Source organism: Kitasatospora sp. NPDC048296, assembly GCF_043201815.1.
Lineage (GTDB): Bacteria > Actinomycetota > Actinomycetes > Streptomycetales > Streptomycetaceae > Kitasatospora.
Genome location: NZ_JBICZB010000026.1, coordinates 96,191 through 106,705, shown reverse-complemented (window position 1 = coordinate 106,705; position 10,515 = coordinate 96,191). Strand labels below are relative to the sequence as shown.

The 10,515-nt window shown below is 74.9% G+C and carries 14 protein-coding genes; 8 read left to right on the top strand and 6 right to left on the bottom strand.

Going from position 1 to position 10,515, the window contains the following annotated elements; genetic code table 11:
* Positions 1–328: chorismate mutase (locus ACGF12_RS18035; protein WP_393030447.1), on the bottom strand; the 328-nt coding region annotated here is incomplete at its 3' end.
* An 82-nt stretch (positions 329–410) separates the two neighbouring features.
* Here ACGF12_RS18035 and ACGF12_RS18030 point away from each other — a divergent pair.
* Positions 411–986: an aminotransferase class IV gene (locus tag ACGF12_RS18030; protein WP_393030426.1), complete on the top strand. Its 576-nt coding sequence runs from the start codon at positions 411–413 to the stop codon at positions 984–986.
* Positions 987–1,012: 26 nt separating this feature from the next.
* Positions 1,013–1,768 (top strand): thioesterase II family protein, encoded by a 756-nt coding sequence (locus ACGF12_RS18025; RefSeq protein WP_393030423.1) that lies wholly within the window; start codon positions 1,013–1,015, stop codon positions 1,766–1,768.
* 125 nt (positions 1,769–1,893) lie between these two features.
* Here ACGF12_RS18025 and ACGF12_RS18020 read toward each other — a convergent pair whose 3' ends face one another.
* A complete protein-coding gene (locus ACGF12_RS18020; protein WP_393030421.1) occupies positions 1,894–2,277 on the bottom strand; it encodes a hypothetical protein in 384 nt (127 codons plus the stop codon).
* 237 nt (positions 2,278–2,514) lie between these two features.
* Between ACGF12_RS18020 and ACGF12_RS18015 the strand changes: the two genes are divergently transcribed.
* The 6 genes from ACGF12_RS18015 to ACGF12_RS17990 all read left to right on the top strand — a co-directional run bounded on the left by ACGF12_RS18015 (position 2,515) and on the right by ACGF12_RS17990 (position 7,766).
* A complete protein-coding gene (locus ACGF12_RS18015) occupies positions 2,515–2,703 on the top strand; it encodes a YegP family protein (RefSeq protein ID WP_380610341.1) in 189 nt (62 codons plus the stop codon).
* 111 nt (positions 2,704–2,814) lie between these two features.
* Positions 2,815–4,041: a glycosyltransferase family 4 protein gene (locus ACGF12_RS18010; protein ID WP_393030417.1), complete on the top strand. Its 1,227-nt coding sequence runs from the start codon at positions 2,815–2,817 to the stop codon at positions 4,039–4,041.
* Complete coding sequence (locus ACGF12_RS18005; RefSeq protein WP_393030414.1) at positions 4,038–5,219, top strand: glycosyltransferase; 1,182 nt, start codon at positions 4,038–4,040, stop codon at positions 5,217–5,219. Before ACGF12_RS18010 ends, ACGF12_RS18005 begins: the two co-directional genes overlap by 4 nt.
* On the top strand, positions 5,194–6,078 hold the full coding sequence (locus tag ACGF12_RS18000) for an SGNH/GDSL hydrolase family protein (protein WP_393030411.1): 885 nt from the start codon (positions 5,194–5,196) through the stop codon (positions 6,076–6,078). Before ACGF12_RS18005 ends, ACGF12_RS18000 begins: the two co-directional genes overlap by 26 nt.
* A gap of 127 nt (positions 6,079–6,205) precedes the next feature.
* The gene (locus ACGF12_RS17995; RefSeq protein WP_393030408.1) at positions 6,206–7,354 is read left to right on the top strand and encodes an NUDIX domain-containing protein; all 1,149 of its coding nucleotides are present in this window, start codon (positions 6,206–6,208) and stop codon (positions 7,352–7,354) included.
* Between the two features lie 10 nt (positions 7,355–7,364).
* Positions 7,365–7,766, top strand: coding sequence for a DUF6188 family protein (locus ACGF12_RS17990; RefSeq protein WP_393030405.1), 402 nt, complete (start codon positions 7,365–7,367; stop codon positions 7,764–7,766).
* 32 nt (positions 7,767–7,798) lie between these two features.
* On the opposite strand, the gene ACGF12_RS17985 is transcribed toward ACGF12_RS17990, so the two are convergent.
* The 4 genes from ACGF12_RS17985 to ACGF12_RS17970 all read right to left on the bottom strand — a co-directional run bounded on the left by ACGF12_RS17985 (position 7,799) and on the right by ACGF12_RS17970 (position 10,442).
* Positions 7,799–8,173, bottom strand: a complete 375-nt coding sequence (locus ACGF12_RS17985) for a hypothetical protein (RefSeq protein WP_387626093.1) — start codon at positions 8,171–8,173, stop codon at positions 7,799–7,801.
* Positions 8,174–8,292: 119 nt separating this feature from the next.
* Positions 8,293–8,688 carry a roadblock/LC7 domain-containing protein gene (locus tag ACGF12_RS17980; protein WP_393030402.1) on the bottom strand — a complete coding sequence of 132 codons (396 nt, stop codon included), beginning with the start codon at positions 8,686–8,688 and terminating at the stop codon, positions 8,293–8,295.
* A gap of 82 nt (positions 8,689–8,770) precedes the next feature.
* Complete coding sequence (locus tag ACGF12_RS17975; protein ID WP_393030399.1) at positions 8,771–9,925, bottom strand: hypothetical protein; 1,155 nt, start codon at positions 9,923–9,925, stop codon at positions 8,771–8,773.
* 133 nt (positions 9,926–10,058) lie between these two features.
* Positions 10,059–10,442, bottom strand: a complete 384-nt coding sequence (locus ACGF12_RS17970; protein ID WP_393030396.1) for a hypothetical protein — start codon at positions 10,440–10,442, stop codon at positions 10,059–10,061.
* Positions 10,443–10,515 lie beyond the last annotated feature (73 nt).

Here is a 10,515-nt window from a genome sequence, read left to right as displayed (position 1 = left end):
CCTTGCGGGTGACGTACACCGAGGCGCCGAAGGTCTCGCGGCCCGGGTGCTCGAAGACGATGTCCACGTCCTCGCCGCCGGTGAACTCGCGGATCTTGGAGCCCAGGCGCTTCCACTCCTGCAACATCCGGTTCTCCCGGGTGAGTTCGGTGCGGGGCAGGCCGGCGGCCCGGCGCTCCGCCTCGATCGCGCCGACCAGTTCGGCGCGGCGCCGGATCATCCGGATGAGGGACCGGTCGAGTTCGGCGAGTTCGTCCTGCCGCTCGTCGACGCGGCTCGGCGCGGTGAGCGCGTCGAGGGCGGCGCAATACGCGGACTCGCACTGCATTTCGCGCGGCTGGAACGGGACTGCCGAACGGTATTCGGCACCGAACTGAACCTGGATCAGGTCCGTCAAGAACTTTGCCGCCGTGGATCTGACGGATGGTGATGCGGTCGTCCGGATCACCGCCTTCGACCCGGATCTGAGCCTCACTCACCCGGCCGGACCGGCCGCCCCGAGGATCCTCGTCACCACGCGCCCCGCACCGCCGGTTCCGCAGGGGCCGATGCGCGTGCAGCCGGTCAGGCACCTGCGCCAGGTCGCCGGGGCGAAGCACACCGGACTGTTCGACAGCCTGCACCTGCGCCGCGCGGCACAACTCGACGGCTTCGATGACGTGTTGTTCCACGGCGACGAACTGGGCATCTCCGAGGGCGCCACCTGGAACGTGGGCTTCTTCGACGGCCGCCAGGTGGTCTGGCCGCGAGCGGAGCACCTGCCCGGCGTGACCGAGGCGCTGCTGACCGGCGTTCACGACCACTGCGTGTCCAGGACCGTGACCCTGTACCAGCTTCCGTTCATGGAGGCGGCGTTCGCCACCAACGCCGCGGTCGGCGTCAGGCCGATCTCCGCCATCGGCTCCGTACCTTTTGCGACGGATCATCCGATCCTGTCCGAACTCCGCGACCGGTACGCGGAGATCGCGGCCGAGCAGCCGCACTGACGATCCCCGGAGGGACAGCACCACCCATGACGAGCACCGTCACCACCGACCGGCTCTGGATACGCCGCTACCACCAGGCCGGCCCCGGCGCCCCGACCCTCGTCTGCCTCCCGCACACGGGCGGCAGCGCCACCTCCTACTTCCCCATGTCCCGCGCGCTGGCCCCCGGTTGCGACGTGGTGGCGGTCCAGTACCCGGGCCGGCAGGACCGCCGTTCGGAGCCGCTGGTCGAGTCGATCGACGAGCTGGCCGATCAGCTCCTCCCCGTGCTCCGGCGCACCACGGACGGCCCGGTGGCGTTCTTCGGCCACAGCATGGGAGCCAGCCTCGCCTTCGAACTCGCCCGCCGCTTCGAGGAGGCCGGCACGGTCCCGAGCGCGCTCTTCGTCTCGGCCCGCCCCGCCCCCTCCCGCCACCGCGAGGGCGGCACCGTCCACCTCGGCGACGACACCGAACTGATCGCCAAGCACCGGGAGCTCAGCGGCACCGACGAGCAGGTGCTCGGCGACGAGGAGTTGCTGCGAATGGCGCTGCCCGCCATCCGGAACGACTACAAGGCGACGGAGACCTACCAGTACCGGCCCGGCGCCAAGCTGAACTGCCCGGTGCACGTCCTCATCGGCACCGAGGACCCGATGGTCACCGAGGAGGAGGCGGCCGCCTGGTCCGAGCACACCACCGGTGGCTTCTCCCTCGACGTCCACGACGGCGGCCACTTCTACCTGGTCCACCACCAGGCCCGGATCCTCCGCACCATCGCCGAGCGCCTCAACGGCGCCTGAGCCCGCCGCCCACGTGCCGCGTCCGGCGCGCGGACGCGGCGGAATCCCCGGCGACGGATCGCCCCTCAACGCCTGTGCCCGCCCGGGGAATCTCTCCCGGGGCGGGCACAGGAACCGCCACCGGGTCAGGGATGATGGCGGCGGGGGACGGCGAGCGGGTTCCCGTCCCGCAGTTCGGAGGGCAGGAGGGAGTCGGGCCAGTCCTGGTAGGTGACGGGTACCGACCAGTGGTTGATCGCCGTCGCGCCGACCGAGGTGCGGCCCGCGGCCGTGCCGGCGGGCGGTTGGGCGGTACGGGCCAGGTAGCTGTCGTGGATGCCGGGCGACAGCATCGCACCGCCCGTGCTCCTGGCGATGGCCGTCGCGATCCGCTGGAGCAGGTCGGGGTCCTCGGGGACGAAGAGCAGTGCGGGATTGGTGCAGAACTGGCCGGTGCCCATCGTCAGCGACACCGCGTAGCCCTCGGCGATGCGCTCGGCATCCGCGCCGGCGGCCCCGGGCAGCACCACAACCGGGTTGACGCTGCCGAGCCCGCCGAAGAACGGGATCGGCTCCGGGCGGCCCGGCTCAGGGGCGCTGACCCTCCGCTACGACGCGGGCGCGGGCGCCGCCTCCAACCCGGGCTCCTCCGATCCCCGGCCGGTCGACTTCGTCCCTCGGATGCCTCAGCCGGCGGGCGGCGCAATGGGGTTGGACCTACGGTGCGGTGCGAGGGGGTGTTACCCGAGCGAGAGGTGTCGACTGGCATGGCTGGGAAGTTCGAACTGTACAAGGACGAGAGCGGGATGCACCGGTTCCGGCTCAAGGCGAGCAACGGGTCCGTCGTGGTGACCGGCGACCCGTACGAGAGCAAGGACGACTGTCTGAAGAGCATCGAGTCGATCCGCAAGCTCGCGCCGTACGCGGAGCTCAAGGAGGCGGCCGGGTCGGCCTGAGATGACATCTGGCTGAACACGCGGGTCGGTGGTGCAAATCGCCGACCCGCGTTCGCTTGTACGACAGATCCCTTTGGCCGGAAGCATGCCGGGCGCGGACAGAACACTGGCATGCGCGTCGTCATCGTCACCGAATCCTTCCCGCCCGAGGTCAACGGAGTCGCCCACAGCGTGCTGCGGACGGCCGAGCACCTGGTCCGCCGGGGCCACCGACCCCTCGTCGTCACCCCCGCGCCGGCGCGGGGCGCCCAGTGCTCACCGCAGACCTTCGGTTCCGGCACCGAGGCGGAGCGGATCCCCGTGGTGCGGATCCCCTCGATGCCGCTGCCGGGGTACCCGCAGGTGCGGATCGCGCTGCCGAGCCGGCAGCTGACCGCCGCCGTCGCCGGGCACCGGCCGGACATCGTGCACCTGGCCAGCCCGTTCGTGCTGGGCGCGCGCGCCATGCCGGTCGCGGCGCGGCTCGGGGTGCCCGCCGTCGCCGTGTACCAGACCGACCTGGCCGGGTACGCGCACGCCTACCGGGCCGGACGGGGACTCGGGGAGGCCGCCGCCTGGCGGCGGATCCGGGCCGTGCACCGGGCGGCCGCCCGCACCCTGGCGCCGTCCACCCCCGCCGCACAGGACCTCACCGCGCACGGAGTGCCCCGGGTGCAGCTGTGGCCGCGCGGGGTGGACTCGGTGCGCTTCCACCCGCGCCACCGCGACGAGGGGCTGCGCCGGGCGCTCGCGCCCGGCGGGGAGGTGCTGGTCGGGTACGTCGGGCGGCTGGCGCCCGAGAAGCGGGTCGACCTGCTGGCGGCGGCCTCCGCCCTGCCCGGGGTGCGGGTCGTGGTGGTCGGGGACGGGCCGTCGGCGCCCTCACTCAAGGCCTCGATGCCCGGCGCGGTGTTCCTCGGCCGCCGCACCGGTGAGGAACTCGCGCGCTGCTTCGCGACGCTGGACGTGTTCGTGCACACCGGCCCGCTGGAGACCTTCTGCCAGACCATCCAGGAGGCGATGGCCAGCGGCGTGCCGGTGATCGGCCCGGCCGCCGGCGGCCCGCTGGACCTGGTCGCCCACCGCCGCACCGGTCTGCTGGTGCCGCCCCGGGACGGCGCGGCGGTGGCCCGGGCGGTGGCCGAACTGGCCGCCGACCCGGCCCGGCGGGCCGCGTACGGGACGGCCGGGCGGGCCGAGGTGGCCGCCCGGACCTGGGAGGCGGTCGGGGACCTTTTGCTCCGCCACTACGACGAGGTGCTCGCCGAGCACCGGGGGCTGCCGCTGCCGCCCGCTCCCCCGTCCTCGGCCTCGGTCGCCCCGGTGGTACCGGTCCTGCCGGAGGAGCTGTCGGCATGACCGACCCGCTGACCATCGTCCGGCTCGCCAACTTCGTCACCCCGGTCTCCGGCGGCCTGCGCACCGCGCTGCGCCACCTCGGCACCGGCTACCGGGCGGCCGGGCACCGACCGGTGCTGATCGTGCCCGGCGAACGCCGCACGGTGGAGGAGACCGGGCAGGGCCTGGTGGTCACCCTGCCCGGCCCGGTGCTGCCGGCCAGCGGCGGCTACCGGCTGCTCGCCGACCGGCGGGCGGTGGCCGCCGAGCTGACCCGGCTCAGCCCCGACCGGCTGGAGGTCTCCGACCGGACGACCCTGCGCTGGACCGGCGCCTGGGCGCGGCGGCACGGCGTCCGCTCGGTGATGGTCTCGCACGAGAGCGCCACCGGGGTGCTGCGCACCTGGGGCCTGCCCGGCCCCCTGGCCTCGGCGGCCGCCGACCGGCTCAACGCGGCGACGGCCCGCGCCTACGACTCGGTGCTCTGCACCACCGACTGGGCGGCGGCGGAGTTCCGCCGGATCGGCGTGCCCAACCTGGTCCGGGCCCCGCTCGGGGTCGACCTGGACGCGATGCGGCCGCTGCCGCCGGCCGAACGGGCGGCGGAGCGGGCCCGGTACGCGGCACCGGACGACGCCTTGCTGGTGCTCTGCTCGCGACTGTCGGCGGAGAAACGGCCCGAGCGGGCGGTCGAAGCGCTGGCCCGGCTGCGGGCGCGCGGGCTGCCCGCCGTCCTGGTGGTGGCCGGGACCGGGCCGCTGCGGAAGCGGCTGGCCGCCCGGGCCGCCCGGCTGCGGCTGCCGGTGCGCTTCCTCGGGCACCTGAACCGGCGCGAAGCGCTGGCCCGGCTGCTGGGCTGCGCGGACGTCGTGCTCGCGCCCGGGCCCGTGGAGACCTTCGGCCTGGCCGCGATGGAAGCGCTGGCCTGCGGCACGCCCGTCGCGGTCAGCCGCTCCTCCGCACTCCCGGGGCTGATCGGGCTCGCCGGGGTGGCCGCCGTCGACACCGGGGCCGGATTCGCCTGTGCCGTCCGCGAGTTGCTTCGGCGGCCGGAGGGGACCCGGCGCGCGGCCGCCCGGGCGCAGGCCGAGCGGTACGGCTGGTCGACCGCGGTGGCGGCCTTCCTGGCAGCGCATGGCGTACGGAACTCCGAAGCGGCCGAGGGGGGTTGGGATGAGCGTGCTGGACACCGGGCCTGACCGGGCGGCGGAGGAACGACCGGCGTCGGGCGAACTGCTGCGCTTCGTCGCGCTCGGGGACTCGCTCACGGAGGGGATCGGGGACCAGGTCGGCGAGGAGTGGCGCGGCTGGGCCGCCGTGCTGGCGCACACGCTGGCACCGGGCGGCCGGGAGGTCAGGTTCACCAACCTGGCGTACAGCGGGGCACTGACCAGCGACCTGACGACACGTCAGCTCCCGGCGGCGCTGGCCGCGCGGCCGCAGCTCGCGGCCGTGGTGGTCGGCGGCAACGACACCCTGCGGGCGGGCTTCGACATCCGGCGCACCACCCTGGAACTGGACGCCACCCTGGGTGAACTCTCCGCCCACGGAGCCGTGTTGCTGACCGCCTGCCTGCCCGACCCCGGCACCCTGCTCCGGCTCCCGGCGCCGCTCGCCTGCCCCCTGGCCCGCCGGATGCGGGCGGTCAACACCGTGGTGCACGCGCTCACCGCCCGGCACCGGGCGGTACACCTGCACATCGCCGACCTGCCCTGGTGCGCACAGCGCGGACTCCTGAGCGTCGACCGCCTCCACCCCAGTGCCGAGGGACACCGCCTGATCGCCCGCCGCTTCCACGACCTGCTCACCGAAGCCGGCCATCCACTCGGCCCGCCACCCGCCACCGAAGCCACCGAACCTCCGCCGGGCCTGGCCGCCGACCTGTGGTGGATGGCCACCAAGGGCACCCGCTGGGTCATCGCCCGCAGCACCGACCTCCTGCCGGGCCTGCTCGCCCTGGCGGCGGCCGAGGGCCTCGCCCGCCTCCGCGGGGCGAGCGGGCGGCACGACGAGCAGATGGCCCGGGCGGCGGCGCAGGCGCTGGCGTCGCTGGGGTGAGGCGTCGGCCCTGGCGGGTTGATCGAAGTGGCGCCCCGGGGGAACCATCATTGCGGCCGGGGATGTCGCCCCGGATGGAGCATTGTCGTGCGGCAGTGGTGCGGAGGAGTGCTCGGTGGAGGAGTGCGTGACGGAGGGAGCCGGGGTGGAGACGTCGAAGGCGCCGGGGCGGGAGGTCCTGGCGGCGGCCGGGGTGCTGTTCCCGGATGAGCGGGGGCGGCTGCTGGTCGTACAGCTTCCGTACGATCGGCGGCATCCGGTGGCGATCCCGGGTGGCGGGTGGGAACCGCAGGACCGGTCGCCGAGGGAGACCGCCGTACGGGAGGTCGAGGAGGAGCTGGGGTTCACCCCCAGGTTGGGGCCACTGGCCTGTGTCGACTGGGCGGTGTCGAGCCGCCGGCCACCGATCGTCGCGTACCTGTACTGGGCGGAGCCGCTGACCGCCGAGCAGGTGTCGGCCATCCGGCCGGACGCCGCGGAGATCGGGGCGTGCGCCTGGGCCACGACGGAGGAGGTGGGGCACGCGCTCGCGCCCCGGCTGTCCCGGCGAGTGACGGCCTGTCTGCGGGCGCCGCGCGCGGCCGGCCCGTTGGAGCTGGAGGACAGTCGGCCCGTCGGGCACACGCTCGACCACGTGACGACGGACGGGCCCGTACCCGAGTACATCGGGCTGGCCGCCGTGCCGATGCCGGACGGCGTGTCCCCCTTCCAGCCGGCGCCGCCGATGGACCGGGACACCTACTACGCCACCCGGCCGCGGATCCGGGCGAAGGCGCGGGCACTGTTCACCGACGGTGACGGCCGGGTGCTGCTGGTGCGGTTGCGGCCGTGGGACGGGCCGCGCGGGCAGGTGCCGTACTGGACGCTGCCGGGCGGCGGGGTCGAGGCGGACCGGGAGGGGCCGCGGGCGGCGGCGCGGCGGGAGATCCGCGAGGAGCTGGGGTGGGAGGTCGAGCCCGGGCGGATGCTGGCGCTGGACTGGCTGCCGGGGACGGCGGCCGACCCCGGTGCCGATCCGGCCACCGGCCGGGACACCGCCGTGCTGGTGTACGTGTTCGACGGCGGCACGGTGACGCAGGAGCTGCTCGGCTCGATCGCCCTGCAGGAGCAGGAGTTGATGGAGTGGCGGCTCTGCGACCCGGCCGAGGCGCGGGCGCTGCTGAACGGACCGTCCTGGAGCCGTACGGCCGCCGCGCTGGCCGCCCGGGAGCGGGTGGGCGGACCGGTCGAGCTGGTGCGCGGGCAGGCGGTGGGTCAGGACGTGGCCGGTGGGTGACACCGGGGGCATGCGGAACGGGATCAGTGAGGTGCTGGCCGGTCGGCGGGTGGCGACGGTGAGCGGCGGCGACCGGCTCGACCTGCGACTCGACGGACCGGTGACCGTCCGGGTGACGCACGAGTTCCGCTTCGCGGTGCCGTCCTTCACCGCGCCGGCGGAGGTCGAGCACTACTTCCCGGCGCTGACCTTCCGTCCGACCCCCGCCCTGCTGGCGCTGGTCGGCCGGACCGTCGACACCGCCCGGATCACCCTGGCCGGCGGCCTGGAGCTGGGCTTCGCCGAGGGCGGTGCGCTGTCCGTCCCGCCGCACGCCCTGCTCGCGCCGTGGAGCGTGCGGACCGCCGAGGGCGCGGTGTGCGCGGGCCTGCCGGGCGGCGAGGTGCGGTGGACGGAGCCCGGCGGCGCCTGAGCCGCCGGGGTCCCGTCCTGCGCGGTCCGGGCTCAGACCTCCAGGTCGGCCTCGACCTTGGTGAGCTGGTGGCGCGCCATCGCCAGGTTGGCGCGTCCCTTGTCCAGCGCGAGGTAGAGGAACAGGCCCTTGCCGGTGCGGCCGGTGAGCGGGCGGATCAGGTGGTACTGGCTGGACAGGGTGATCAGGATGTCCTCGATGCCGTCCTGGAGGCCGAGCATGTCCATGGTGCGCATCTTGGCGCGCACCACGTCGGTGTTCCCGGCCGCGGCGACGTTGAGGTCCAGGCCGCCGGGGCCGTCGAGAGTGGCGAGCGCCATACCGCTGTTGTAGTCGACGAGGGCGGCGCCGATGGCGCCTTCGATCGTGGTCATGGCCTGCTTGAGCGCGCCGGCTGCGTCGGTCATTTCTTTCAACTCCTGTTGGTCGGTGGGGTGGTGGGGCTAGCTGGGTCGGGTCGGTTGGACCGGTCGGGCCGGTTGGCCCGACCGCGGTTTCGGATGGTCGGTCGGTCCGGTGGTCGGGGTCAGGCCGTGTCGCGCGGGTCCTTGGGCACCAGGGCGTCGTTGAGCAGTTCGGCGATGCGCCGCGCGCAGCGGCGGGCCTCCAGATGGAGCCGGCCGACGTTGACGTCCGGGTGCGCCAGCAGGGTCAGCACGCAGCTGCCGCCGGCGGCGTAGGTGGCGACGTAGCCGTGCTCTCCGCGTACCAGCGACTCGCGGAACTCGCCCTGGCCGGTGGTGTCGGCGAGCCGTTGGGCCAGCGAGAGCGAGGCCGCCGTCATCGCGGCGAGCCCGGAGGGTTCGGTCCCGTGGGTGTCGTGGGCGACCAGCAGGCCGTCCACGCTGGCCACCAGGCCGCCCGCGAGGTGCGGGACGCGCCGCTTGACGGCGCGGATTTCGGCGAGCAGCTCGGTCTCCAAGGCGATCAGTTGTCTCCTTCCGACACGCTGCTTGAGCGCCCGCCTCATGGCCGGTACGGCGGGGTCGCGGGCGGAGGGTTGCTCAAAGTCGGGCCTCCAGAAGGTCTCGGACCCGGGTCAGCAGCGCGATGTCCGGGTCGGGGACGGTCAGCGGGTGGGCCGCTGCCGTGGCGGGCGGGCGGTCGGGACGGGTGGGCACGGCAGCTGCGGCTTCCGGACGGACGGCTGCCGCGGCACCGCGGAGGGTCGCCCCGGGGACCCGGCGGTGCAGGCCCCCGGCCGCTCCGCGCCCTCCCTGCGGGGGGACTTCGGGCCTCACGGCCGTCGGCGCGGCGTGCCGCGGGGCGTCGGGGCGGGGAGCGTCGACTGGAGGTGCGTCGGGCCTGGGTGCCTCGGGCCGCGGGAAATCGGGCCTGGGGGCCTCGGGTCGCGGGGCGTCCAGCAGACCGGCGGCGGCCAGGCGGCGGACGTCCGCCGTCACGCCGAAGCCGGAGCGGCCGAGCAGCCGGGCCAGGTCCGCCGGGGTTCTTCGGCCGTCGGCGTGGTCCAGCAGTTCGCGCCGGCGGCGGCCGGGCGGACGGTGGGAGGGGCGCCGGGTGTGCTCGACCGGGCGGACGGGAGCGGTGTCGAGCTGCGGCCACGGCCAGATCCGGTCGAGGAGTCGACTCCGGCGTTCGACCTCGCGGTGCAGCCGCGCCGGGTCGACCGCCGCCACCGGTCCGAGCCAGTGCCGGGCATCGGGCTCGAACCGCCAGGTGCCGCCCGCCCGGTCCGCCAGGGTGAAGTAGGCGGCGTCGAACAGCGTTCCCAGGTGGCCGAGTTCGAGCTCGCCCCGGGTGATCAGCCCGCGTTCGACCAGCGCCTCGCCGACCCGGCCCCGGGGGCCGTGGAGGCGGAGGAGGTCCACCCAGCCCTCGGGGGTGATCCGCCCGCAGCCGGTGAGCAGGTCGGCCAGGCCGGGTGCGCGCGGGGACTCGGCGGCGGTCACCTGGCCGTCGACCAGGTGGAGGCTGCCGAGCGGGCCGTACAGGGCACCGGTGGCGCGGCGGGCGGCGAGCAGGGCGACGGCCTCGCCCGGGGTCCTCGGCCGGGCGGGTCCGGCCGGCGCGACGGGTCCGGTCGGCATCGTCGATTCCGTTCGTTCCGTCGCGGTTGGGGCGGTGGCGGGCTCGACCGAGGAGGCCGAGGCGGTGGTGCCCTTGGCCGTGAGCGGATTGCCGGTGGGGGGATCGGTCATCGGGGGCTTGGTCACGGGGGGTTCGGTCATGGGGGGCGGGGCGGCGGGGGGCGCGGCGGTCACGCGGGCCGCCACCGGGGGGTGTCCGTCCGGCGGGCCGGCCGGAATGCGGTGGTCCGTACGGGCGTCACGCTCACCCCAGCACCAGCTCCTCGGCGAGCGCCTGGAGGCGGAAGCGGGCGACGGCGAGGTTGCCCTCCGCACGGTCCAGCCAGAGGTGCAGTACCAGACGGCTGTCGAAGACGGTGTCAATGAAGCGGATCAGGTGGTAACTGCGGCCCGCGGTGACGATGATGTCCTCCAGCGGCGACCGCCGGTCCTCCGCCACGGTGAAAGTCTGACTCTCAACGGCCGCGCGTACCAGGTCGGTTGCCTCGGCGGCCGAGGTCTCGTGCTCGCCGGTCGGGCTGTCTCCGAGGCTGCCGAGGGCGAGTCCGCTGCTCCAGTCGACCAGGCTCGCGGCGCGGGCGCCGGCGATCGCCATCGCTCCGGAGAGACATTCGTCGATACCCGGCACACCGGCTCCTTCGCGGGGTCTGGGGTGGCCGGGCGCAGCGCGGTTCCGGCCGGATCGCCACCAGCAGTGGCAG

Excerpts from the sequence above, each read along its gene's own strand:
- ACGF12_RS17985 (WP_387626093.1), bottom strand. The coding sequence starts at position 8,173 with ATGACCGACGCAGCCGGCGCGCTCAAGCAGGCCATGACCACGATCGAA.
- ACGF12_RS18005 (WP_393030414.1), top strand. The coding sequence starts at position 4,038 with ATGACCGACCCGCTGACCATCGTCCGGCTCGCCAACTTCGTCACCCCG.
- ACGF12_RS17975 (WP_393030399.1), bottom strand. The coding sequence starts at position 9,925 with ATGACCGATCCCCCCACCGGCAATCCGCTCACGGCCAAGGGCACCACC.
- ACGF12_RS18015 (WP_380610341.1), top strand. The coding sequence starts at position 2,515 with ATGGCTGGGAAGTTCGAACTGTACAAGGACGAGAGCGGGATGCACCGG.
- ACGF12_RS18000 (WP_393030411.1), top strand. The coding sequence starts at position 5,194 with ATGAGCGTGCTGGACACCGGGCCTGACCGGGCGGCGGAGGAACGACCG.
- ACGF12_RS18010 (WP_393030417.1), top strand. The coding sequence starts at position 2,815 with ATGCGCGTCGTCATCGTCACCGAATCCTTCCCGCCCGAGGTCAACGGA.
- ACGF12_RS18025 (WP_393030423.1), top strand. The coding sequence starts at position 1,013 with ATGACGAGCACCGTCACCACCGACCGGCTCTGGATACGCCGCTACCAC.
- ACGF12_RS17990 (WP_393030405.1), top strand. The coding sequence starts at position 7,365 with ATGCGGAACGGGATCAGTGAGGTGCTGGCCGGTCGGCGGGTGGCGACG.